Annotated in this window: 24 protein-coding genes; 4 read left to right on the top strand and 20 right to left on the bottom strand. The window is 67.7% G+C overall.

Going from position 1 to position 23,674, the window contains the following annotated elements:
* Positions 1 to 91: 91 nt before the first annotated feature.
* Positions 92 to 511, top strand: coding sequence for a rhodanese-like domain-containing protein (locus MNR00_RS06800; RefSeq protein ID WP_241928396.1), 420 nt, complete (start codon positions 92 to 94; stop codon positions 509 to 511).
* 6 nt (positions 512 to 517) lie between these two features.
* On the opposite strand, the gene MNR00_RS06795 is transcribed toward MNR00_RS06800, so the two are convergent.
* Positions 518 to 1,261 carry a hypothetical protein gene (locus MNR00_RS06795; protein WP_241928395.1) on the bottom strand — a complete coding sequence of 248 codons (744 nt, stop codon included), beginning with the start codon at positions 1,259 to 1,261 and terminating at the stop codon, positions 518 to 520.
* A 123-nt stretch (positions 1,262 to 1,384) separates the two neighbouring features.
* Positions 1,385 to 2,959 (bottom strand): HD domain-containing phosphohydrolase, encoded by a 1,575-nt coding sequence (locus MNR00_RS06790; RefSeq protein ID WP_241928394.1) that lies wholly within the window; start codon positions 2,957 to 2,959, stop codon positions 1,385 to 1,387.
* Between the two features lie 179 nt (positions 2,960 to 3,138).
* Between MNR00_RS06790 and MNR00_RS06785 the strand changes: the two genes are divergently transcribed.
* Positions 3,139 to 4,218 (top strand): class I SAM-dependent methyltransferase, encoded by a 1,080-nt coding sequence (locus MNR00_RS06785; RefSeq protein WP_241928393.1) that lies wholly within the window; start codon positions 3,139 to 3,141, stop codon positions 4,216 to 4,218.
* Between the two features lie 68 nt (positions 4,219 to 4,286).
* Here the strand turns inward: MNR00_RS06785 and MNR00_RS06780 are convergent, their stop codons facing one another.
* The 5 genes from MNR00_RS06780 to MNR00_RS06760 form a co-directional block, all read right to left on the bottom strand.
* A complete protein-coding gene (locus MNR00_RS06780; RefSeq protein ID WP_241928392.1) occupies positions 4,287 to 4,709 on the bottom strand; it encodes a cytochrome c oxidase subunit 4 in 423 nt (140 codons plus the stop codon).
* 3 nt (positions 4,710 to 4,712) lie between these two features.
* Positions 4,713 to 6,449: a cytochrome c oxidase subunit I gene (ctaD, locus tag MNR00_RS06775; protein WP_241928391.1), complete on the bottom strand. Its 1,737-nt coding sequence runs from the start codon at positions 6,447 to 6,449 to the stop codon at positions 4,713 to 4,715.
* Between the two features lie 3 nt (positions 6,450 to 6,452).
* Positions 6,453 to 7,352: a cytochrome c oxidase subunit II gene (gene coxB, locus MNR00_RS06770; protein ID WP_241928390.1), complete on the bottom strand. Its 900-nt coding sequence runs from the start codon at positions 7,350 to 7,352 to the stop codon at positions 6,453 to 6,455.
* A gap of 89 nt (positions 7,353 to 7,441) precedes the next feature.
* Entirely contained in the window at positions 7,442 to 7,804 is a 363-nt protein-coding gene (locus MNR00_RS06765) for an iron-sulfur cluster assembly accessory protein (protein WP_241928389.1), read from the bottom strand.
* Between the two features lie 99 nt (positions 7,805 to 7,903).
* Positions 7,904 to 9,319, bottom strand: coding sequence for a dipeptidase (locus MNR00_RS06760; RefSeq protein WP_241928388.1), 1,416 nt, complete (start codon positions 9,317 to 9,319; stop codon positions 7,904 to 7,906).
* Positions 9,320 to 9,364: 45 nt separating this feature from the next.
* On the opposite strand from MNR00_RS06760, the gene MNR00_RS06755 reads away from it, so the two are divergent.
* Positions 9,365 to 9,925: a DUF3043 domain-containing protein gene (locus MNR00_RS06755; protein ID WP_241928387.1), complete on the top strand. Its 561-nt coding sequence runs from the start codon at positions 9,365 to 9,367 to the stop codon at positions 9,923 to 9,925.
* 21 nt (positions 9,926 to 9,946) lie between these two features.
* On the opposite strand, the gene MNR00_RS06750 is transcribed toward MNR00_RS06755, so the two are convergent.
* The 7 genes from MNR00_RS06750 to MNR00_RS06720 form a co-directional block, all read right to left on the bottom strand.
* Complete coding sequence (locus tag MNR00_RS06750) at positions 9,947 to 10,969, bottom strand: quinone-dependent dihydroorotate dehydrogenase (RefSeq protein WP_241928386.1); 1,023 nt, start codon at positions 10,967 to 10,969, stop codon at positions 9,947 to 9,949.
* A gap of 10 nt (positions 10,970 to 10,979) precedes the next feature.
* Positions 10,980 to 11,456 carry a transcriptional regulator NrdR gene (gene nrdR / locus MNR00_RS06745; RefSeq protein WP_241928385.1) on the bottom strand — a complete coding sequence of 159 codons (477 nt, stop codon included), beginning with the start codon at positions 11,454 to 11,456 and terminating at the stop codon, positions 10,980 to 10,982.
* A 6-nt stretch (positions 11,457 to 11,462) separates the two neighbouring features.
* The gene (gene hisD, locus MNR00_RS06740; protein WP_241928384.1) at positions 11,463 to 12,791 is read right to left on the bottom strand and encodes a histidinol dehydrogenase; all 1,329 of its coding nucleotides are present in this window, start codon (positions 12,789 to 12,791) and stop codon (positions 11,463 to 11,465) included.
* 4 nt (positions 12,792 to 12,795) lie between these two features.
* Positions 12,796 to 14,055, bottom strand: coding sequence for a hypothetical protein (locus tag MNR00_RS06735; protein WP_241928383.1), 1,260 nt, complete (start codon positions 14,053 to 14,055; stop codon positions 12,796 to 12,798).
* Between the two features lie 98 nt (positions 14,056 to 14,153).
* The gene (gene dnaE / locus MNR00_RS06730) at positions 14,154 to 17,672 is read right to left on the bottom strand and encodes a DNA polymerase III subunit alpha (protein ID WP_241928382.1); all 3,519 of its coding nucleotides are present in this window, start codon (positions 17,670 to 17,672) and stop codon (positions 14,154 to 14,156) included.
* Positions 17,673 to 17,745: 73 nt separating this feature from the next.
* A complete protein-coding gene (locus tag MNR00_RS06725) occupies positions 17,746 to 18,837 on the bottom strand; it encodes a hypothetical protein (protein WP_241928381.1) in 1,092 nt (363 codons plus the stop codon).
* A gap of 1 nt (position 18,838) precedes the next feature.
* On the bottom strand, positions 18,839 to 19,417 hold the full coding sequence (locus MNR00_RS06720; protein ID WP_241928380.1) for an RNA polymerase sigma factor: 579 nt from the start codon (positions 19,415 to 19,417) through the stop codon (positions 18,839 to 18,841).
* A gap of 70 nt (positions 19,418 to 19,487) precedes the next feature.
* On the opposite strand from MNR00_RS06720, the gene MNR00_RS06715 reads away from it, so the two are divergent.
* Positions 19,488 to 19,970, top strand: a complete 483-nt coding sequence (locus MNR00_RS06715) for an NUDIX domain-containing protein (protein WP_241928379.1) — start codon at positions 19,488 to 19,490, stop codon at positions 19,968 to 19,970.
* A 31-nt stretch (positions 19,971 to 20,001) separates the two neighbouring features.
* Here MNR00_RS06715 and MNR00_RS06710 read toward each other — a convergent pair whose 3' ends face one another.
* The 6 genes from MNR00_RS06710 to sepF all read right to left on the bottom strand — a co-directional run bounded on the left by MNR00_RS06710 (position 20,002) and on the right by sepF (position 23,631).
* Positions 20,002 to 20,580, bottom strand: coding sequence for a GNAT family N-acetyltransferase (locus tag MNR00_RS06710; RefSeq protein ID WP_241928378.1), 579 nt, complete (start codon positions 20,578 to 20,580; stop codon positions 20,002 to 20,004).
* Positions 20,581 to 20,613: 33 nt separating this feature from the next.
* Positions 20,614 to 21,537, bottom strand: coding sequence for an RluA family pseudouridine synthase (locus tag MNR00_RS06705; RefSeq protein WP_241928377.1), 924 nt, complete (start codon positions 21,535 to 21,537; stop codon positions 20,614 to 20,616).
* Positions 21,538 to 21,539: 2 nt separating this feature from the next.
* Positions 21,540 to 22,043, bottom strand: coding sequence for a signal peptidase II (lspA, locus tag MNR00_RS06700; protein ID WP_241928376.1), 504 nt, complete (start codon positions 22,041 to 22,043; stop codon positions 21,540 to 21,542).
* A gap of 94 nt (positions 22,044 to 22,137) precedes the next feature.
* Positions 22,138 to 22,701, bottom strand: coding sequence for a DivIVA domain-containing protein (locus MNR00_RS06695; RefSeq protein ID WP_241928375.1), 564 nt, complete (start codon positions 22,699 to 22,701; stop codon positions 22,138 to 22,140).
* Between the two features lie 144 nt (positions 22,702 to 22,845).
* Entirely contained in the window at positions 22,846 to 23,145 is a 300-nt protein-coding gene (locus MNR00_RS06690) for a YggT family protein (RefSeq protein ID WP_241928374.1), read from the bottom strand.
* A gap of 3 nt (positions 23,146 to 23,148) precedes the next feature.
* Positions 23,149 to 23,631: a cell division protein SepF gene (gene sepF / locus MNR00_RS06685; protein ID WP_241928373.1), complete on the bottom strand. Its 483-nt coding sequence runs from the start codon at positions 23,629 to 23,631 to the stop codon at positions 23,149 to 23,151.
* Positions 23,632 to 23,674 lie beyond the last annotated feature (43 nt).

Raw genomic sequence — 23,674 nt, 5'->3', positions numbered from 1 at the left:
CCGCTCCCCCACACGAAGGGCCCCGTCCATCTGGACGGGGCCCTTCGTCATACAACGCGGGGCGGCGGATGCTGCGGCGTAGCCTGAAGGCATGATCGATCGCCAGGAGTTCTTCGCCGCCAAGCTCGCCTACGAGACCGATGGAAGCGACCTGTACGCCGCACAGAAGGCAGGCGAGCAGATCGTGGTCATCGACGTGCGATCCGACGAGGCGTGGGCGCAGGGACGCATCCGTGGCGCCGTGCACATGCACTATCGCGAGATCGCCGAGCGCGCGCCGCAGGAGATCCCAGTGGATGCTGAGGTGGTCGTGTACTGCTGGAGCCCTGGCTGCAACGCGGGGGCGAAGGGAGCCCTCGAATTCGCGAAGCTCGGATACTCGGTGCGCGAGTTGATCGGCGGGTTCGAGTACTGGGTGCGCGAGGGCTATCCCATCGAGGATCACGACGGCGTCCACCGTCGTCCCATCGATCCGCGCACCGGCGTGCCCCGCGTGCGCACCCGCGCCTGACGTCGATCATCGGCTCCCGAGGCCGGTGAGGGCTGGGCGCACGTGGCGCGTCGGATCGAGACGCTCGAACACGGCCGAACCCACGTAGAACAGACCCTGCTGCGGCAGCCAGAGGTCGGCCAGGTGGGACTGCGGATGCCGTCGGCCGATCTCTCCGAGATCCGTTCCGCGCCAGCGCGCCGACGCCGACCGGATCGGCCAGACCAGGTTCGGAGCAGCCTGAAACCACTGCCGGTTCGGCACTTCACCTTGCAGCCGCACGCGCCCGGCGTTCAGCATCGGTCCCGCCGTCGCGCCCATGCCCGCGAGGACCGCGTTGCTGGCCCACCAGGCATCCGGTACGACGCTCGAGACAGCGCGCAGAATTCTCGTGGCCGGCTTGTCGCCGAGGCTCATCGTCCAGTCCAGCTCATCGCCCAATCGCACCTGCAGCGTGTGCGCGTCGAGCCAGGTCACGTCGATCGGCTTCGGACTGGGGATCTCGGTCGCTGCTGCAGACAGGTAGCGGGGACAGCTCTGATCGGGCGGAGCCTCGGTCTGGATCGTCCATTCCCCCGCGGGGTTCTGCACGTACACGGCCCGGTACGGCGGTCCGATCGTCGTCGCGGCCCAGCTTCGCAGCGCCAGACACCAGCCGCTGCGAAACGGAAGCCCCATCACGCCGAATCCGACGAATCGCTCGTCATCCCCCGGTGGGAGCTGCGGGTCGAGTTCCAGAGCTCTGACCGCTGCCCGTGGTGTGGATGTCATCCTTCTCACCTTCCCTGCGATGAGGCGGTCATCGAATGAGCCGCCTTGCCACAGTGTCGCTGAGCACACCGAGGCGGCACATGGGGCGACCGCCTCATCTCTGCGCTCCCGGTGCGCCGACCCTCAGCCGCGGGGGTGTGGAAACTCCTGCGCGAGGCCGTGTGCCGAGGCGTAGAGCCCCGCACTGACCCGATTCGACACGCCCAGCTTGGCGTAGATGTGCTCGATGTGATTGCGCACCGTCTTCTCGGCCACGACGAGCTCCGCCGCGATCTCACGATTCGACGATGCTCGCGCCACCAGCCGGAGCACCTCGACCTCCCTGGTAGTGAGGCCGTCAGGCCAGGCGGGGCGTCCGGAGACCGGCTGCCCGAGCGCGGCGATGACAGCATCCACCGCCTCTGGATCGAGGCGGCCCTCGCGAGCCTGCTCACGGAGACCCCGTACGACGTCCGCATCGGCACGCGCGGCGCGATGGGGACGCGCTTCGCGCCAGGTGTGCGCGCAGTCGGCCGCCGCGAGCAGGCGCTGCGCTGGACTCAGGTCGACAGCCCGCAGACCAAGCGGATACCCGCTGCCATCGAGACGCTCGCGGTGCGACGCGGCGAGCGTCGCCTCCGCGCCCAGGCCGCCGACGCGCCGGAGCACCCGCTCGGTGAGGTAGGGATAGAGTCGCACCCGTTCCCAGTCCGATCCCGACAGCGGCGCGCTCTTCTCCCACACCGCGTTGCTCACCCCGATGCGGCCGAGATCGTGCAGATGCCCGGCGCGACGCAGCCGGCCGATCGACACCGGATCCAAGCCGAGGGTCTCCCCCGCCGCCGCGGCGAGCCCGGCCACCCCGCGTGAGTGACCGAGAGTGAACGGGCACTTCGCATCCGCGAAGTCGCCTGCCGCCACAACCAGCCGGTGGAGCTCCTCGGGCCCAAGTACCCGATCATCGTCCGGCGCCTCAGCAAGAGCTGCCGACCATACGTCCTCGAGTTCCAGCATCCCCGACCACACCTCCCCGAGGAAGGCATCCGCGACCTCGGGGTCGAACTGGCGCCCGCGTCGCTCACGGACCATCTCGCGGCACGCGTCCTCACCCCACAGCCGCAGCCAGACCTCCGCGACGTCGGCGAGCTGCGCCACCCGCATCTCGATCGCCAGCTGCTCGCCGCGCGCCCCGTGCGGGGCTCCACGGCCGTCCCAGCGTTCGAAGGTGTACTGCAGGGCCGTGCCGACCCTGTCGGACAGGCCCATCTCCGACGCCAGCGCGGTGGCCGATGCGCAGTGCGAGCGCATCATCCCGACCAAGTCGCGGCCAGATCGGGCGAAGAGCTTCGCGACCGCCAGCGCGCGCTCGGGAGCGGGCCTGCCCCGTCCCACCTGACGCATCAGCAGGCCGGCGAACGGAAGCCCCGCCCAATCCACCGAGTAGCTGACCGCGCGTACGGCGATGTCGTCACCGAAGATGCCGGCGTACTCGTGGGAGTCGGCATGGCAGCCGATCCACGACACCAGCGTCGCGTAGTAGGTCGCCGCGCGCTCGTCGGCGCTCAGGCCGAGTCGATCTGCGAGCCGCGTCGCGATCAGGGCCGATCGGAGCATGTGGTCCATGGGCTGGCCGAGACCGAGATCGATCGCAGTCGAGATCGCGGCGAGCACTTCGGCCCGTCGCGGCTGGGACTGCGCACCCGTCGACTCGATCTCCATCGATGACCCCGAACCCCGGTCACCCCGGAGCCGGCTCCATTCTCTCAGCAACTGGGCTGTGCGGAACAGAGACCGTTCGAAGATGGGGCCTGTGCCCCATGTGGACGCCCGGCCACGGAGCGCATGCTCATCTCACCGGCGAAGTTCCATCCGCACGCCGCGTAGGAGAGGAATCGATCATGACCACAGTTGAGCAGACGACTCCCGTCGACCAGGACAGACTGATGCAGTTCGTCTTCCGTGCCGTCGGCGAGATCGGAGCGACCATGAACACCGCACTGGTGGTGATGGGTGACCGACTGGGCTGGTACCGCGCCCTCGCGCAGTACGGCCCGGCCACCGCCGCGGAGCTCGCTGCCCGGAGCGGCTCGGAACTCCACCTGACCCGCGAGTGGCTGAATGCGCAGGCCGCCGGCGAGTACGTGCTCTACGACCCGGAGAGCACCCGGTACACGCTGCCGCCCGAACAGGCTGTCGCGTTGACTGACGAGGCCAGTCCGGTCTTTCTGCCCGGACTGTTCCAGATCGCCTTCGGCACCCTGCGCGGAGCGCCCACGGTGATCGAGGCGGCCTCAGACGATGGCGCATACGGCTGGGACGAGCGAAACACAGACGTGCACGAGGGCTGCGAGCGGTTCTTCCTGCCCTCCTACTCGGCGCACCTCGTGACGGACTGGCTCCCGGCGCTGAGCGGGGTCGTGGCCCGGCTGCACGCCGGAGCACGCGTCATCGATGTCGGCTGCGGGTACGGGGCGGCGACGATCCTGATGGCGCGGGCGTTTCCGGCATCCCGGTTCGTCGGGACCGACTTCCATGCGGAGTCCGTCGATGCCGCGCGCGATCGCGCCCGGATCGCCGGCGTCTCCGACCGCGTCGAGTTCCGGGTCGCGAACGCCGATGAGGGCGCAGACGGCCCCTACAACCTGATCACCACCTTCGACGCCCTGCACGACATGGGCGACCCGGCGGCTGCGGCACGCGCGGCGCGCCGGGCCGTGGCCGACGACGGCACCTGGCTGATCGTCGAACCTGCAGCCGGCGACCACGTAGAGGACAACCTGAATCCGGTCGGACGCGCCTACTACGGCTTCAGCACTCTGCTCTGCACCCCGTCGTCCCTCGCCCAGCGGGGGCGGGCCGCACTGGGCACTCAGGCCGGTCCCACCCGCATTCGGGAGATCACCGAGGCTGCGGGGTTCAGCGGCTTCCGCATCGCAGCGCAGACACCGTTCCACAACGTATTCGAGGTCACCGTCTGACAGCGAGCACCGCCACAGACAGAAGACCCCCGCAGCCGAGGCTGCGGGGGTCTTCTTAGAATCTCAGATCAGCGCGCGAAGTTTCCGCGGTAGTACTCGTACACCCAGCCGACGATCGCGACGACGAAGAGTGCCAGACCGATCGGGAGCAGGAAGTGTCCGACCGCGAGGCCCATGAGGAACACCATCGCCGACCCGGCGAGCACGATCGGCCACCAGGACCACGGGCTGAACTCGCCCAACTCGGGGTCACCGTCGTCGATGTCCGAGGTCAGGACGTCCTCGGGCAGCTCACCACCCTGCGCACGGTGCGTCTTACGCAGGTAGATGGCGATCATGGCGCCCATCAGAGCCACGAAAAGCAGGGCAATCGTGCCGACCCACTCGACGTAGCCGTGGAACGGGTCGACCAGGCTCCAGATGGTGTAGACCGCGGATGCGATCACGAAGAAGACCGTGATGATCCACCAGAGGACGATATTGCTGCGCATGTCTTACTTGGCCTCTCCTGCTGCGGCACCGGCAGGTGCTGCCACCGGGTGCTCGGCTGCCTCGGGGTGGTTCAGATCGAACGCGGGACGCTCGCTGCGGATGCGCGGGATCGACGTGAAGTTGTGGCGCGGCGGCGGGCAGGACGTCGCCCACTCGAGCGATGCACCATAACCCCACGGGTCATCGACGGTGACCTTGGGCGCCTTGCGGGCCGTGATCCACACGTTCAGGAAGAACGGCAGCATCGAGGCGCCGAGCAGGATCGCACCGAATGTGGAGACCTGGTTGCCCCACTCCCAGTTGTCGTACGTCGAGTAGTCGGCGTAGCGACGCGGCATGCCGTCGACACCCAGCCAGTGCTGGACGAGGAAGGTCATGTGGAAGCCGATGAACAGCATCCAGAAGTGGATGTAGCCGAGACGCTCGTTGAGCATGCGACCCGTCCACTTCGGCCACCAGAAGTAGAAGCCGGCGAACATGGCGAACACCACGGTGCCGAACACGACGTAGTGGAAGTGCGCGACGACGAAGTAGGTGTCACTGATGTGGAAGTCGAGCGGCGGCGATGCGAGGATCACGCCGGTGAGACCACCGAAGACGAACGACACCAGGAAGCCGAGCGAGAACACCATCGGCGTCTCGAAGGTCAGAGATCCTCGCCACATCGTGCCGATCCAGTTGAAGATCTTCACACCTGTCGGCACGGCGATCAGCATGGTCATCAGCGAGAAGAACGGCAGCAGCACTCCACCGGTGACGTACATGTGGTGCGCCCACACGGCCACGGACAGTGCGGCGATCGAGATCGTCGCGTAGACGAGGGTCTTGTATCCGAAGATCGGCTTGCGACTGAACACCGGGAAGATCTCGGAGACGATGCCGAAGAACGGCAGCGCGATGATGTAGACCTCAGGGTGTCCGAAGAACCAGAACAGGTGCTGCCAGAGCAGCACACCGCCGTTGGCGACGTCGTAGATGTGCGCACCCAGGATGCGGTCAGCGGCAGCGGCCAGGATCGCCGCGGCGAGCACAGGGAACGCCATCAGGATCAGCAGGCTGGTGATCAGCGTGTTCCAGGAGAAGATCGGCATGCGCCACATCGTCATGCCGGGTGCGCGCATCGTGATCACGGTCGTGATGAAGTTCACCGCACCGAGGATCGTGCCGAAACCGGACATGCCGAGACCCAGCATCCACAGGTTTCCGCCGACGCCAGGAGAGAACGACGCGTTGGCCAGCGGCTGATAGGCGAACCATCCGAACGAGGCGGCACCCTGCGGGGTGAGGAAGCCGGCCACGGCCATGATCGAGCCGAACGTGAACAGCCAGAATGCGAACGCGTTCAGACGCGGGAACGCCACGTCGGGCGCGCCGATCTGCAGCGGCAGGATCGCGTTCGCGAATCCGGCGAACAGCGGCGTCGCGAACATCAGCAGCATGATCGTGCCGTGCATCGTGAACAGCTGGTTGTACTGCTCCTTCGTCGGCACGATCTGCATGCCAGGCGCGAACAGCTCCGCGCGGATGATGAGCGCCATCACGCCGCCGAGCAGGAAGAACAGCACCGAGGCGATCAGGTACATGTACCCGATCGTCTTGTGGTCGGTGGAGGTCAGCCACTTGACGACGATGTTGCCCTTCTGCTCCACGCGAGTGGAGGAGAGAAGTGCGGCCTGACGCGGCGGCAGCGTGTTCGGGCGAGCACCCTGCGCAGTGGTGGGTTCAGCTGTGGTGGTCATGGCTTACTCCTCTTCCTCAGCGCCCGTGCTTGCGCCGGTGCCGGGGAGATTGCTGAGTCGATCGTAGGCGTCGGTGATGTCGCCCGTGTTGCCCTTCTCGCGCAGAGACTCGAGGTAGGCGTCGTACTCGTCCTGCTCGACAACCTTCACGTTGAAGAGCATCATCGAGTGGTACTCGCCGCAGAGCTCGGCGCACTTGCCGTCGAATTCACCGACGCGCGTCGGGATGAACGACCAGGAATTGTCCTTCCCGATGTACATGTCCTTCTTGTACAGGAAGTCGATGATCCAGAACGAGTGGATGACATCACGCGACTGCAGGTCGATCTTGACCTTCTTGTCGACGGGCAGAACCAGGGTCGGCAGCGACTCGCGGTCGATGTCACCCTTGTCATCGGCCTGCGCCTGAACACCCATGGTCCACACGGCGTCGGAGTTGTCCTCCGCTTCGCCGTCGTACTGGAAGTCCCATGCCCACTGCTTGGCGATCGCGCTGATCTCGACGTCGGGGTCGTCCCACTGCGTCTCGATCTCGGTCTGGTCGCGAGCCGTGAAGAAGAACATCGCGAGCACGAGGATCAGCGGGATCACCGTGTAGAGGATCTCGATCGGCATGTTGTACCGCAGCTGCACCGGCAGGCCGGTCTGGCCCTTGCGGCGGCGGTACATGACGAGCGCCCAGCCCATCAGCCCCCAGGTGATCAGGCCGACGATCAGAAGCACGATCCACGACGTGACCCAGAGACCGGCGACGCGGTCCGTCTGGTTCGTGGCCGGCGTGCCGTCTGCGACGAAGCCTGGGAGGAACCCATGGAGTTCGGTGGGAGTACATCCCGCCAGGACCACAGCTGCCGCTACTCCCAGCGGGAGTGCGGCCCAACGAAGGCGGCGTTTCGAGGGCACGATGCACCTTTCAGATCTCGGACAGGAGCAAACCCAAGTCTAGGGCAACCTCACACCCGATTCATGCCAACCACGCAGGTTGAATCGGGTCAGTGGAAGCTGTCACCACAGGCACAACTGCCTGCGGCCTGGGGATTGTCGATCGTGAAACCCTGCTCGGAGATCGTGTCCTTGAAGTCGATCGACGCGCCGTCGAGGTACGGGACGCTCATGTTGTCGATGATGACCTCGACGCCGTCGAAGTCGACCGTCTCGTCGCCCTCGAGGTAGCGCTCGTCGAAGTAGAGCTGGTAGATCAGGCCGGAGCATCCGCCCGGCTGCACGGCGACGCGCAGGCGGAGGTCATCGCGGCCCTCCTGCTCGAGAAGGCTCTTCACCTTCTGCGCGGCAGTGGCCGTGAGGGACACGCCGTGTGCGGCGGTGGTCTCAGGGGTCAGTGTGGTGTCGCTCATCTCAGCTCCTTGCAACGTGCAGCACGGACTGCTGCTCACGCTCGATCCTACCGCCGGTCGTGCGCGGACGGGCGGACCGTCCGCGCACCACCGGACGTATCAGGATGCCGCGTCGTGGGCGTTCATGCGCGCCAGCAGCAGCGCTTCGGTGCGCACCGCGTTGCGGAACGTCTCGAGATGCAGGGATTCGTTCGGGCTGTGCGCCCTGGAGTGCGGGTCCTCGACCCCGGTGACGAGGATCTGCGCACCCGGGAACTCCCGGACGAGATCCGCGATGAACGGGATGGACCCGCCCACCCCCAGGTCGACCGCGTCCACGCCGTACCCGTCGGCCATCGCTCCGCGGGTCAGCTCGACCGCCCACCCCGAGGTGTCGACGAGGAAGCCGTCACCCAGATCGACATCGGTGAAGGTCAATTCCGCCCCGAACGGAGCGTGCGCGCGCAGGTGTGCCTCGACGGCCGCGAAGGCATCCTTGGCGTGCTGGCCAGGCGCGACGCGGGCGCTGATGACCACGCTCACCTCTGGCAGCAGCGTGTTCGACGCCTGGGCGACGCTGGTCGCATCGATGCCGGTGATCGTGATGGACGGCTTGTTCCAGATCCGCCCCAGGATGTCGTCACGGCCGATGGGAGAGACGCCCTCCAGCAGACCGGTCTCGCCGCGCAGGGTCTCCTCCGAGTACGCCGGCGTGTCGCCCTCGCGTGCGGTCATTCCTTGCACGGCGACGGCGCCGTCCGCGTCCCACAGGGTCGCCAGCAGCGTGACCGCGGCCATCATGGCATCCGGCACCGCTCCACCGAACATGCCGGAGTGCGAGGCGTGTTCCAGGGTGCGCACCGTCAGTGTGAACCGGGCGTTGCCGCGCAGCGAGACGGTCAGCCCCGGTGTGTGGGAGTCGAGGTTGCCTGAGTCGGCGACGACGATGGCGTCCGCGCGCAGCGCATCGGCATTGTCGCGCAGGAAGCGCGCGAACGATCGCGAGCCGTACTCCTCTTCGCCCTCGATGAACAGTGAGACGCCGAGGTCGAAGTCGTCGCCCAGCACTTCGGCGGCCGCGCGCAGCGCCGCGATGTGCGCCATGATGCCCGCCTTGTCGTCAGCGGCACCACGCCCGTACAGGCGCCCGTCGCGCACGGTCGGCTCGAACGGCGGCGTCTGCCACAGCTCGTCGTCTCCCGGCGGCTGCACGTCGTGGTGCGCATAGAGCAGGATCGTCGGCTTGCCGCCCTTGGCGACTCGTGTGGCGAGCACAGCGGGCTGGCCGAGCTCTTCGGTGTCGTCGACATGCGCGCGCAGGACGCGCACCTCGTCGAAGACGCCGGTTTCGCGGGCCAGCTCAGCGACAGCATCCGCGCTGCGCTCGAGCTGCGTCTGGTCGAACGCCGGCCACGCGATGCCGGGGATGCGCACCAGCGCACCGAGATCGGAGAGGGCTGCGGGGATGCCGAGGGCGACCGCCTCGAGGATGGCGGCTTCTGTTGTGGGAAGGCTCGAAGGTGCAGGCGAGGTCATGCGAGTAATCTTAAGGGGAACCCGAATTCCGAACTGAGGTCGAACGTGCCCAACTCCACTCCCGCCAACGACGACGCCCCTGAGACGCCCGCTGCGGGCAAGGGTCGCGCGACGCCGACGCGCGCCGAGCGCGAGGCCGCGAACCGCCGCCCGCTGGTCGCCAACACCAAGGAGGCCCGCGCCGCCGCCAAGGCCGACCTGCAGGCCCGCCGCGATCGTGCCCGCGTCGGCATGGAGAACGGCGAGGACAAGTACCTGCCCGCCCGCGACAAGGGGCCGCAGCGGCGCTGGGTCCGCGATTACGTGGATGCCGGCTGGCACATCTCAGAGTGGCTGATGGCGGCGATGCTGCTGGTCATCCTGCTCAACCTGACTCCGATCCCCGCGGTGCAGCTGTACGCGATGGTCGGCCTGTGGGGCTACATGCTGCTCGCGATCGGCGACATGGTTCTTCTGAACTTCCGTGTCAAGCGCAAGATCGACGCCAAGTTCGGTGCGGAGCGTCGCGAGAAGGGCCTCGGCTGGTACGCGGCCATGCGCGCACTGCAGATGCGCTTCATGCGCCTGCCGAAGCCGCAGGTCAAGCGCGGTCAGTACCCGGAATGATCCTGCGTGGTGTGCGGGCGCTCAGCGCGCCCGCATCCCGCGGTTGATCTGACGCGCCCACAGCGGACCGCGGTACAGGAACGCCGTATAGCCCTGCACGAGCGTCGCACCGGCATCCAGGCGCTGCTGCACGTCTTCAGCGGTCTCCACTCCCCCGACGGCGATCACGCAGAAGTCCGCAGGCACGGCGTCCTTGACGACGGCCAGCACCTCCAGCGAGCGCTCCTTCAGTGGCGCACCGGACAATCCGCCGGCACCGGCCGCTTCGACGACGGCGGCGTCCGTGCGCAGCCCGTCGCGCGCGATCGTGGTGTTGTGCGCGATGATGCCGGCCAGTCCCTCATCCACAGCCAATCGGGCGATGGCGCCGATCTCGTCGTCCGGAAGATCCGGCGCGATCTTCACCAGCAGCGGTGTCGCGCCCGCGGCAGCCTTCACCGCGCGCAGCAGCGGGGCGAGCGTCTCGACGGCCTGCAGTCCGCGCAGACCTGGCGTATTCGGTGACGAGACGTTCACGGCGAGATAGTCGGCGAGCGGGGCGAGCTTCACAGCCGAGGCGACATAGTCGTCGATCGCGTCCTCGACGGCGACCACACGGCTCTTGCCGATGTTCGCACCGATCACGGCGCGCGGCGCCCGACGGCGCAGCCCGCGCAGCCGGTCGGCAGCAGCATCCGCCCCTGCATTGTTGAAGCCCATCCGATTGATCACGGCGCGGTCGGGCACCAGCCGGAACAGGCGCGGCTTCGGATTCCCCTCCTGCGGGATGGCGGTGACCGTGCCGATCTCGATATGACCGAAACCCAGTGCGTCAAGGCCCCGGACGCCGACGGCGTTCTTGTCGAATCCGGCGGCGACGCCGAACGCAGACGGGAAGGTCAGCCCGAGGGCGTGCACCTGCTGTTCCGGCGAGGGCGCGGTGATGGCGCGCGTCGCCCAGGAGAACGGCCGCGCGCCGAGCACGCGGATGACCGCCATGGCGGCGTGGTGGGCGAACTCCGGATCGAAGCGCGTCAGGACGTGGCGGAAGAGCAGTGAATACATCACTGCCAGGCTACCGGTCGGCGGAGTCCGATCCTGCCGCGGCGTGGTCTGCGCGCAGCTCACTGATGGCCGCTTCGAAATCCTCGAGCGAGTCGAACTCCTGGTAGACGCTGGCGAAGCGCAGGAACGCGACCTCGTCGAGTTCGCGCAGCGGTCCGAGGATGGCGAGACCGATCTCGTTCGGATCGAGCTGCGACACGCCGGTCTGGCGCACTGCCTCCTCGACCTTCTGCGCGAGCACCGCGAGGTCTCCCTCGGTGACAGGTCGTCCCTGGCAGGCCTTGCGCACGCCGGTGATCACCTTGTCCCGACTGAACGGCTCGATGACACCGGAGCGCTTGACGACCACCAGACTCGCCGTCTCGGTGGTCGAGAACCGACCACCGCATTCGGGGCACTGCCGCCGACGGCGGATCGAGAGTCCGTCATCGCTGGTGCGCGAGTCGATGACGCGGGAATCCGGATGACGACAGAACGGGCAGTGCATGATCCCTCAGCGTACCCGCTCGGCTGCGTCCGGTCCCGCGAATCGCGCCTCGACGGCATCCCCGTGCCCTGGCAGCAGCTCCGCGGCTGCCAGGGCGACGACGCCGCTGCGCACCTGCGCGAGCGCCGCGTGGTCGTACTCGATGACCTGCTGCGGGCGCAGGAACGTGTATGCACCGAGTCCGGGCGCGTAACGCGCCTGTCCGCCGGTGGGGAGCACGTGATTGCTGCCCGCCATGTAGTCGCCGAGGCTCACCGGGGTCTGGTCTCCGACGAAGACGGCGCCGGCGTTCGTGAAGCGTGCCGCTGCGGTGGACGCATCGGCGAGGTGCAGTTCGAGGTGCTCGGGGGCGTACGCGTTGCTGAACGCCTCGGCCATCGCGCGGTCATCGACCAGCACGATCGCGGACTGCGGGCCTGACAGGGCTGCGGCGACGCGCTCGGCGTGGGTGGTGGATGCTGCCTGCGCCGCCACCTCGGCGGCGACCCGCTCGGCGAGCATGTGATCGTCGGTGACGAGCACCGCCGAGGCCTGCTCGTCGTGCTCGGCCTGGCTGATGAGGTCCGCCGCGATGAATCGCGCGTCAGCGCCGGCATCCGCCACGATGAGGATCTCGGTCGCACCGGCCTCGGAATCGGTGCCGACCACGCCGGCGACAGCGCGCTTGGCCGAGGCCACATAGTTGTTGCCGGGTCCGGTCACGACGTCCACCGGATCGAGGTCGAGCTCGGCGACCCCGTACGCGAGCGCGCCGATGGCGCCTGCGCCGCCGATGGCGTAGACCTCGTCGATGCCCAGCAGGGCTGCCGCCGCCAGGATGGTGGGGTGCACCCGCCCGTCGTGACCGGCCTGGGGAGGCGAGGCGAGGGCGATCGAGCGCACGCCGGCGACCTGAGCGGGGACGACGTTCATGACGACGCTGGATGCCAGCGGCGCCTTGCCCCCTGGAATGTAGACGCCGGCGCGGGTGACCGGCTGCCAGCGCTGGGTGATGCGAGCACCCGGCCCGATCGCGGTGGTCTGCGATGCGGGCACCTGAGCGGCCGAGGCCTGGCGAACCCGGCCGATCGCGGTCTCTAGGGCTTCGCGCACGGCTGGATCCACGGAGGCTGCGGCTTCGGCGATGTGCTCAGCCGGTACACGCAATGCGTGGCCGCTCACCCGGTCGAAGCGCTCGGCCTGCGCGCGCAGCGCGGCGACGCCGTCTGTGCGCACGTCCTCGACGATGCGGGCCGCGGTCTGCAGTGCTTCCGCACGCGCCTGGGCCGCTCGCGGGACGACAGCAAGCATGTCAGCGGGTGTCAGACGACGCCCGCGCAGATCGATGGTGCGCACGCACTCAGCCCTTCGTGATGTCGGTGATGTCGTGGAGGTATCCGATGCGACCGTCCTCGTGACGCACGACGTACGCGCCACCACGATCCTCGATGACCAGAGTCCACGCGGTCGGGCCGATGCGGAACAGCGCCTGGCCGTGCTCGTCGTAGACGTCGCGATCGGTCATGGCGAGCACCCAGAACGGATCCGTGCTCACGTCCGCGCGCGCACTGCGCCGCAGCCCGACGTCCGCCTGGTCCTCCCCCATGGCGGGAGCGGAGGACGCCTGGGACTCAGCGATCACCGGCAGCTGCGCAGTCGCATCGTCATCCGACGCGAAGATGTCCTGCAGGACGCCGACCGGATCCGTGTAGTGGTCCTTCTCGGGCTCGGGCTCGGGCTCGTGCGCCTGCGGTATCTCCAGCGGTGCGATGTCGGCGACCACCGCGGGGGCGACCACCGGCACCGGCTCCTGCACGACATCCGTCGCTCCGGCATCCGTCGCTCCGCTGCCCGTCGCTTCGCTGTCAGCCGCTGGTGCGTCGGTTGTCTCCGATGCCGAGGCGTCGTCGCTCTGGAGCATGGGGGCCGCGGCGACCCGCTCAGCGCGCGGCCGCGCGACCACCGGTCGCACCGGGTTCGCGTTGCGGTGCGCGAGCGTCTCCATGCGACCCTCGAAATCCTCACGCAGCCTGGGGATCAGCGGTGCAGCGACCGTGGTGGCGACCAATGCGAGGGTCGCTAGCTGCGCGACGATCACAACCCAGCCGACGACGTACAGGCCGCTGTGCATGGTTGCCGCGATCTGCGACCAGAGCAGCTGCGCCCATGCGACCGCTGCGACCGAGGCGGCGACGGACGCGAACTGGTCGATGCCGAGCGAACCCACGCGGCGGATGCCGTCGGGCGAGAACCTGCGCAGCACGACGAGGAACACGGCGATCGTGGGCAGTCCGATCGCAAGGATCCAGCCGATGCCGTTCGTCCAGATCGACCCGCCGATGACGCTGAGCGGGAAGAAGGAGACGGCGAAGGCCACCAGCCAGGCCCCGACCATCAGGAGCTCACGCAGAGTGAAGCCGAGGATGCCCGTCTCGGGCTGCACCTGATCTTCGTACAGCACGGCGGCGTCTGCGTCCCGTCTGGACGAACTCTCATCGACGCGCGGGTCGTGACCTGCGCCGACAGTGCTCAGCCAGCCCAGTTCCTCTCCCGCGTGTTCTGACGAGGGCGCGCCTGTGCGCCGCTCTTCGGGGAAGCCGTTCGCGTTCTCGAAGCTCATCAAGCGGATCCTTTCGATGCTGTGCGTTCGCGCGCGAGTCCCGATCCTACCCATGTCAGCCGGACGGAACCCCTGAGAAGTCGTGCCGTCTCGGCGCGTCACCCCAGGCAGGTGGGGCCGAGCAGCGACTTCAGGTCGCCGAACAGGTCGGCCGAGACCTTCACGGGCATGGGCACTTCGAAGACCTTCGCCGAGCCGCCGCGGTGCACCCGCAGCATCACCTCGGTGTCTCCGGCGTGACGGCGCAGCACCTCGGCCAGGTCGTTCATGACCCGCTCTGTGGCACGCTGCTCGGCAACCAGCAGCGAGAGGGGCCCTGCGGCGTCGAACGAGCCGACGTCAGGCGCGAATGCCGACTGGGCATGCAGGTTGAGGCCGTCGTCGCGCCGCGAGACGCGCCCGCGCACAGCGAGGATCGCATCCTGCTGCAGGGTGTGCTGGAACTCGGTGTAGGTCTTGCCCATGAACATGACCGTCACCTCGCCGTTGAAGTCCTCGACGGTGATCATGCCGTACGGATTGCCGCTGGCCTTCGCCACGCGGTGCTGCACGCTGGTGACAAGGCCGGCGACAGTGACCTGATCGCCGTCCTGCAGGTCTTCCGAGGTGAGCAGCCCGTTGATCGAGATCGAGGCGTGCTTCGCCAGCGGCACCTCGAGACCTGCCAGGGGGTGATCCGAGACGTACAGTCCGAGCATCTCGCGCTCGAATGCGAGCTTGTCCTTCTTGATCCACTCGGGACGATCGGGCACCTTCGCCGGCGGCGCCTCTTCCATCTCGTCGTACAGACTGTCGAAGTCGAAGCCGATGGCGCCCTGTGCCTCGTTGCGCTTGCGGTCGACGGCCGCCTCGGTGGCGTCCTCGTGGACCTCCATCAGTGCGCGGCGGGTGTCGCCCATCGAGTCGAAGGCACCGGCCTTGATCAGCGATTCGACCGTGCGCTTGTTCGCGACGTGCAGGGGCACCCTGTTCAGGAAGTCGTGGAACGAGGTGTACTCGCCTTCCTTGCGTGCAGCGACGATCCCGTCGACGACGTTGCTGCCGACGTTGCGCACAGCGCCGAGTCCGAAGCGGATGTCCTCGCCTACTGCAGCGAAGAAGTTGATCGACTCGGAAACGTCGGGTGGCATCACCCTGATGCCCATGCGGCGGCACTCGTTCAGGTACAGCGCCATCTTGTCCTTCGAGTCGCCGACGCTGGTGAGGAGGGCTGCCATGTACTCGGCGGGATAGTGCGCCTTGAGGTAGGCCGTCCAGTACGAGACCACGCCGTAGGCGGCGGAGTGCGCTTTGTTGAACGCGTAGTCAGAGAACGGCAGCAGGATCTCCCAGAGGGCGTTCACGGCGCCGTCGGAGTAGCCGTTGGCGTGCATTCCGGCCTGGAAGCCCTCGAACTGCTTGTCGAGCTCGGACTTCTTCTTCTTGCCCATCGCGCGACGCAGGATGTCGGCTTGACCGAGCGAGAACCCGGCCACCCGCTGCGCGATCGCCATCACCTGCTCCTGGTAGATGATCAGACCGTATGACTCCTCGAGGATGTCGGCGAGCGACTCGGCGAACTCGGGGTGGATGGGCGTGATCGGCTGCTGACCGTTCTTGCGCAGCGCGTAGTTGGTGTGCGAGTTCGCGCCCATCGGGCCCGGTCGGTACAGCGCGATGAGCGCCGAGATGTCTTCGAAGCTGTCGGGCTTCATCAGCCGCATCAGCGCGCGCATCGGGCCGCCGTCGAGCTGGAACACCCCGAGCGAGTCACCGCGGATCAGCAGCTCGTACGCGCCGCGATCGTCCAGTGCGAGGTGCTCGAGGTCGAGTTCCTCGCCCCGGTTCAGCCGGATGTTGTCGAGGGCGTCCGAGATGATCGTGAGGTTGCGCAGCCCGAGGAAGTCCATCTTGATCAGGCCGAGCGACTCGCACGACGGGTAGTCGAACTGCGTGACGATCTGGCCGTCCTGCTCGCGCTTCATGATCGGGATGATGTCCAGCAGGGGGTGCGACGACATGATCACACCGGCGGCGTGGACCCCCCACTGCCGCTTCAGCCCCTCGAGCCCCAGCGCGCGCTCGAAGACGGTCTTCGCCTCGGGGTCGGTGTCGATCAGCGCACGGAACTCGCTGGCCTCCTTGTAGCGCGAGTGATCCTTGTCGTACATGCCGCTGAGCGGCATGTCCTTGCCCATCACGGGCGGCGGCATCGCCTTGGTGAGACGGTCACCCATGCTGAAGGGGAAGCCCAGCACGCGCCCGGCGTCCTTCAGCGCTTGCTTCGACTTGATGGTGCCGTAGGTGACGATCTGCGCGACGCGCTCGGAGCCGTACTTCTCGGTGACGTACTCGATCACCTCGCCGCGGCGGCGATCATCGAAGTCGACGTCGAAGTCGGGCATCGACACGCGATCCGGATTCAGGAACCGCTCGAAGATGAGACCGTGCTCGATCGGGTCGAGGTCGGTGATCTTCATGGCGTAGGCGACCATGGAACCGGCACCGGATCCACGGCCGGGCCCGACGCGGATTCCGTTGTCTTTGGCCCAGTTGATGAAGTCGGCGACGACCAGGAAGTATCCGGGGAAGCCCATCTGCAGGATGACGCCGGTCTCGTACTCGGCGCGCTGGCGCACCTTGTCTGGAATGCCGCTCGGGTAGCGGTAGTGCAGCCCTGATTCGACCTCCTTGACCAGCCAGCTCTCCTCGGTTTCGCCCTCTGGCACGGGGAAGCGCGGCATGTAGTTGGCCGAGGTGTCGAATTCGACCTCGCACCGTTCGGCGATCAGCAGCGTGTTGTCGCACGCCTCTGGATGATCGCGGAACATCTGGCGCATCTCCTGCGCCGTCTTGACGTAGTAGCCGTCGCCGTTGAACTTGAATCGGTTCGGGTCGTCCATCGTCGAGCCGGACTGCACGCACAGCAGCGCCTCATGGGCGTCGGCCTCGTGCTGGTGCGTGTAGTGCGAGTCGTTGGTGGCGACCAGCGGGATGCTCAGGTCCTTCGAGATGCGCAGCAGGTCGGAGATGACCCGGCGCTCGATGTCGAGACCGTGATCCATGATCTCGACGAAGTAGTTGTCCTTGCCGTAGATGTCCTGGAACTCCGCGGCGGCAGCCCGCGCCGCGTCGTACTGCCCAAGGCGCAGCCGCGTCTGGATCTCGCCCGAGGGGCATCCGGTGGTCGCGATCAGGCCCTTGCCGTAGGTCTGCAGCAGCTCGCGGTCCATGCGCGGCTTGAAGTAGTAGCCCTCGATGCTGGAGAGCGAGCTGAGCCGGAACAGGTTGTGCATTCCGGCAGTGCTCTCAGCCCACAGGGTGGTGTGCGTGTAGGCACCAGAACCCGAGACATCGTCGCTCTTCTGATCTGGCGATCCCCACGCCACCCTGGACTTGTCCGAGCGGTGCGTGCCAGGCGTCACGTACGCCTCGAGACCGATGATCGGCTTGATCCCCGCGGCCTTCGCGGCGTTGTAGAACTCGAAGGCGGCGAAGGTGTTGCCGTGGTCGGTGACGGCGATCGCAGGCATGCCGTAGTCGGCGGCCGCTTTGGTCATCGCGGTGAGCTTCGCGGCGCCGTCCAGCATGGAGTATTCGCTGTGAACGTGCAGGTGCACGAAGGAGTCGGATGCCATGCTTCGAGCCTACCCGCGGCATCCGACCTCGAAGTCGGATGCCGCGGGTAGGCGACCGAGCGGATGCCGTCCCCTACGGAGCTTCGTCGACGACCGTCACCCGCACGACGCGGTGCTCGTCCGGAACCTCCGCCGGAACGATCGAATCGCCTGCCGGGAGCGAGACATCACTCAGTTCGGTGATGAGGGAGCGCTCGGTGTCGAGTGTGAAGGTCGTGGTGCGCACCCAATCGCCGCCGGATGCCGAGAAGGTGAATGTCGCCAGATCTGCGGCGGGGTCCTCGACCTGGACGCCGTCGACCAGCGCGAGAGCCTGGAACATCGCCGCCCGCAGTTCGGCGGGGGCAAGCGCAGTGCTGAGAGTGCTGGTCATGGCCCATACGGCAGCGGCGTCCGCCGCAGCTCCGGTCTGCCCGCTGCGCTCCCGGAACCAGTCCAGCAGTTCCTGCGGCTCGCGCGGCATGTCGGCGAATTCCTCGCGCCCGTCGAGGGTGGCGTCCGGGTTCTCGGGGTTCTGCGGATCGCGCCCGCCAGGCAGACGCCACACCGGCGGTGTGTCGCCGGGGTTCTGCTCCAGTCGCTGCCACACTCGCGCCGCTTCGGAGGCGCGTTCGCCCCACATGTCGCCGACCGTCCACGGCTCGCTCAGGTCCCAGACCCATTCGTCTTCCCGATTCGCCGGCACGTAGAGCGCGGTCGTCCGCTCAGTGGTGAATGCGGCCTCGGCGTTCTCGCGGTTGCCCATCGGCATGAGCTCCCCGGTCGCGGCGTCGGGGATGGCGAACTGCAGCAGCGTCGTCGTCTCGTCGATACGCAGGTACTGTCCCGTCTGGGGCACGAGGGCGTCGCCTTCCGCAGTGCGGTCAGCCGCGCGCTCGAGCACCTCAGAGGCGGATGCCGGCGCCGGCAGCAGGCCGGGAGGAACTCCAGGCGTGCCCGGATCCACCGGAATCAGGTTGGTGATCACCACGGCGCCGATGGCCGCGGCGGCCCCTGCACCGACCACACCAGCCGACCAGCCCAGCAGGCGCGCGCGCCTGGGCCGCTTGCCGCCCTGCGTGACTCCCCTGATCTCACTCATCACGCGGTGCCGGGTCGCCGCGACCGTCGCGTCGTCGATCTCCGCCTGCGGCGCCGCACGGCGCACGATCTCCAAGACGTCCATGTCAGCTCTCCTCCTTCGCCATCCAGGTCAGTCGGGCCGCGGAACGCGAACCCTGTGGTGCGAGCTTGCGACGCACGCGGTTCAGTCGTGACCGCACGGTGCCGACGGGAACGCGCAGCGCCACTGCGATCTGCTCGTAGGTCAGATCCGCCCACGCGTACAGCATCAGGGTGTCCCGATCCCGAGCCGGCAGCGCGGCGATCCGCGGTGCCAGGGCGCGCAGCGCGGCATCGGCATCCATCCGATCGTCTGCGGCACTGTGCCCGGCGTCACCGGGCTGCGCCGCCCCGGACACGGCCTGGAACGAACGCCAGTGGCGCGCCTCGTCGGCGCGGTGTCGCTTCACGATGCGCGTTGCGATCCCCAGCAGCCACGGCAGCGCGGAGTCGACGTCCCTGTCGAACGACGAGCGGCGCCGGAAGGCCACCAGGAACGTCTCGCTGAGGGCATCCTCCACGGCATCCGCCCCCACCCGGCGACGGATGTATGCGCCGACGGGCCGAATGTACCGCTCGAAGATCCCTGAGAAGGCCTCGGGGTCCGCCAGCGACCGTTCGATGATCTCGCTGTCTGTGCTCACGATGGGTATTGCCTCCCCGCGCGGAAACGGTTCACGAATCCTCTCATCCGTCGCCGATACGCTGGTGGGCATGGCAACCCCTGACTTCGTGATCGCGCTGCGCGAGCACATCGGCAATGAACCGCTCTCGCTCATCGGCGCCACTGCGGTCGTGTTCCGCGATGAGAAGGTGCTGCTGGGCAAGCGCGCTGACAACGGCGCGTGGCAGACGATCGCCGGCATCGTCGAACCGGGTGAGGAGCCGGCGGATGCCGCAGCGCGCGAGTGTCTGGAGGAGGCCGGCGTCGTCGTCTCGGTCGATCGGCTGGCCCTTGTGCATCAGCTGCCGCGTGTCACCTACGCGAACGGCGATCAGGTCGACTACCTCGACATCGTGTTCCGCTGCTCCTGGGTGTCCGGCGAGCCGTACCCGGCCGACGGCGAGCTGACCGAAGTCGGCTTCTACGACCTCGCAGCGATGGGAGACCTCGACGATTCGCACGTGCGCAAGATCGCACTGGCGATGGCGGAGGACGACCCGGCGCACTTCCGCGGCGGCCGCGCGCCGCGCTGATCGCCGCGCCGGCACGCCGCTCGGCAGCGACTCAGGACGTGCGCAGGTCGAGCCGCATCAGCACCCGCGGATGCCCGTCGAGCACCGAACCGGTCTCGGCTGCCATCTCGAAGCCGGCGCCCTCGAACAGCGCGCGAGTGCCGACGTACGCCATGGTCAGGTTGACCCTGTCACCGCCGTTGTCGACGGGATACCCTTCGATCGCGGGTGCCCCGCTGCGACGCGCGTGCTCCACCGCACCGTCGATGAGCGTGTGCATGATGCCCTGTTTGCGGTGCCCCGGCCGCACGCGGAAGCACCACAGCGACCACACGTCGAGGTCGTCGACGTGTGGAATCAGCCGGTTGCGGGCGAAGCTCGTGTCGCGCCGCGGGTGCACGGCCGCCCAGCCGACCGGCTCGCCGTCGCTGTAGGCGATCACTCCGGGGGCGGGATCGTGCGCGCACAGCTCGCGAACGCGCTCTGCCCTCGCCTCGCCTCGCAGGGCGAGGTTCTCTTTGCTGCCGATCCGGTAGCTCAGACAGAAGCACACGTTGGAGGTCGGCTTCTTCGGCCCGACCAGCGCAGCGACGTCGTCGAACTCAGTGGCCGGTCGCACCCGCATGCTCATGGTCGCAGTCTGCCACCGGCATCCGACATCCGCTCAGCGCCCTGGGTCCAGCACCCGCAGGGCGTGCTGGAAGTCCTCCGGGTACGGGGATTCGAACTGCACCCACTCCCCCGTCGCCGGGTGAGTGAAAGCGAGCTGGTGCGCGTGCAGCCACTGCCTGGTCAGGCCGAGCCGCGCAGACAGCGTCGGGTCGGCGCCGTACAGCGGGTCGCCGACGCACGGATGCCGGTGCGCGGCCATGTGCACCCGGATCTGGTGCGTGCGTCCGGTCTCGAGATGGATCTCGAGCAGGGAGGCGCCGGGGAACGCCTCCAGCGTCTCGTAGTGCGTGATCGACGGTTTGCCGTCGGCGACGACGGCGAACTTCCAGGAGTGGTTCGGATGCCGCCCGATCGGAGCGTCGATGGTGCCGACCAGCGGATCCGGATGCCCCTGCACGACCGCATGGTAGATCTTCTCGACCGTGCGCTCCTTGAAGGCGCGCTTGAGCGCCGTGTACGCCGACTCGGTCTTGGCGACCACCATCAGCCCGCTCGTGCCGACATCCAGTCGGTGCACGACGCCCTGCCGCTCGGCAGCGCCACTGGTCGCGATGCGGAACCCGGCCGCGGCGAGGGCTCCGATGACGGTCGGTCCCTCCCAGCCCACTGAGGGGTGCGCAGCCACTCCGGTCGGCTTGTCGACCACGACGATGTCGTCATCGTCGTGCACGATGCCGAGCTCGGGCACCGCGATCGGCACGATGCGCGGCTCCTCCTTGGGGGTCCAGCTCACCTCGAGCCATCCGCCGCCACGCAGTCGGTCGGACTTGCCCACTGTCGCACCGTCCAGGGTCACGCCCCCGGCCTCGGCGACGTCGGCCGCGAACGTCCGCGAGAAGCCCAGCATCTTCGCGAGCGCCGCATCGACGCGCGTGCCGTCGAGTCCGTCGGGGACGGGCAGGCTGCGAGACTGCACGATCAGCTCTCGGATGCTGCCGACGCAGAACCGTCGGCATCGGCCTTCGCTGCGGCGGCTTCAGCGGCCGCGCGCTCGTGGTCACGCTCGCGAGTGCCGTCGAAGCGCAGCCCGAGCACCACCAGCAGCGCGACCGAGATCATTCCGCTGACGATGAAGATGTCGGCGACGTTGAAGATCGCGGGCATCATCCACGGCATCGAGATCATGTCGACCACTTCGCCGACGGGGAAGCCGGGCGCGCGGAACATGCGGTCTGTCAGGTTGCCGAGCACGCCGCCGAGCAGCAGTCCGAGTACGACGGCCCAGAGTCGCGACTGCAGGCCGAACGCCTTCCACACGATGATCACGGCCACCGCAGTCAGCGCGATGGTGAAGATCCAGGTGAAGTCCTCGCCAAGCGAGAAGGCAGCGCCGGGGTTGCGCACGTAGATGAGCTCGAAGAAGTCGCCGAGAACCGGCACCCGCTCGCGCTCGACGAGGTTCTGCACCGTGAGGTACTTCACAAACTGATCGGCGGCCAGTACGAGGGCCGCGAGAATCGCGACGATCGCACCGGCCGCCGACCGAGAAATGGGACGACGTCCTGCCAAGAGAGACCTACAGGCCGATGGCGGAGACGGGCGTGGAGTTGGAAGCCGACTTCTGGTCGAGGTCGCGCAGCTGTCCCTCGATCATCGCGCGCAGCTTGCCGCGGTAGTCGCGCTCGAACTCGCGGAGCTCGGTGATCCGACCCTCGAGCGTGTTGCGCTCGCGCTCGAGACGTGCGGTCGCCTCGCGCTGCTTCATCTCGGCGTCGGTGCGGATGCGCGAGACCTCGGCCTCGGCATCGGCGATGAGCTGGTGGCGCGTGGCCTCGCCCTCGGCGATGTGCTCGTCGTGCAGACGCTGTGCCAGCTCGATGATGCCGGCAGAGGTGCCGGTCGCGGTGGCACCTGCGACGGAAGGGGCGATGGGAGCCGCAGCAGCCGGGGCTGCCGGAGCGGCCGCGCCCGACTCGAAGGCAGCCAGCTTGGCCTTCAGGTCGTTGTTCTCTTCAAGTGCCTTGCGCCACTCAACGACGATCTCGTCGAGGTAGTCGTCGACTTCTTCGGGGTCGAAGCCGTCCTTGAATCGGACGTGCTGGAACTCCTTGTGGACGACATCATCCGGGGTCAGTGCCATGTGTGGCTCCTCTTTCGATGAGTACTTCTGCCAGTCGTTGAGAGCCGGCGCGGTGGTTCTTTGACGTGCCCCCTGAGGGGCGCGCCTGGGAGCCAAGCATAGCCCCCCTGTCTGGGTGACGCGACGCGACTACCCGGCACATGCTCAGGTCAGCGCCCGCACGATCGCCATCAGGATCAGCACGGCGATCATGGTCAGGGTGAAGCCGAAGTCGAGCGCTATCGTGCCGATCCGCAGCGGTGGCACGAGCTTTCGGAAGAATCGGATCGGCGGGTCAGTGATGGTGTAGACGACCTCGGCGGCGATCAGCCCAGCGCCCTTCGGACGCCAGTTCCTCTTGAACAGCGGGATGTAATCCAGCACCAATCGGACGATGAGCACCAGCACGTACAGCGTCAGCACCAGGTCGACGATGCCGCCGATGATGCTGAGAACGGTTCCCACGGATCAGGCGTGATCGAACGAGGCGGACTCCGCCTGCGCAATCCCGCCCTGCCCTGAGATCGCGATGTTCTCAGGAGACAGCAGGAAGACCTTGCTCGTGACGCGCTCGATGCGTCCGTACAGCCCCAGCGACAGTCCACTCGCGAAGTCGATGAGGCGACGCGCGTCGGCGTCGCTCATCTGCGACAGGTTGATGATCACAGGAATTCCGTCACGGAAGTTCTCTGCGATGACCTGCGCGTCGCGATACTGCTTGGGGTGCACCGTGAGGATCTCGTTGACCACGCCGGCGGCGGGCTGACGCACCGCGGTCGGTCGGCGCAGGGGCGTGACAGGGGCCGGTGCCGGCTCTTCCCGGTCGCGCTCGCGCTCGCGCTCACGTTCGCGCGTTGCGCGGACGGGCGCCTGCGCAGCCTGATCCTCGTAGACCTCTTCCTCGTCGGCGAGGCCGAGATACACCATGGTCTTCTTCAGCGGGTTACCCATGTTGTCCTCCGGTTCGAACGGTGCGGGCTGGTCTGGTTGCAAG

The sequence above is a fragment of the Microbacterium sp. H1-D42 genome, assembly GCF_022637555.1.
In the GTDB taxonomy this organism is placed as follows: domain Bacteria; phylum Actinomycetota; class Actinomycetes; order Actinomycetales; family Microbacteriaceae; genus Microbacterium.
The sequence above is the reverse complement of the archived record's forward strand: the minus strand, read 5'-3'. Positions and strand labels throughout refer to the sequence as shown.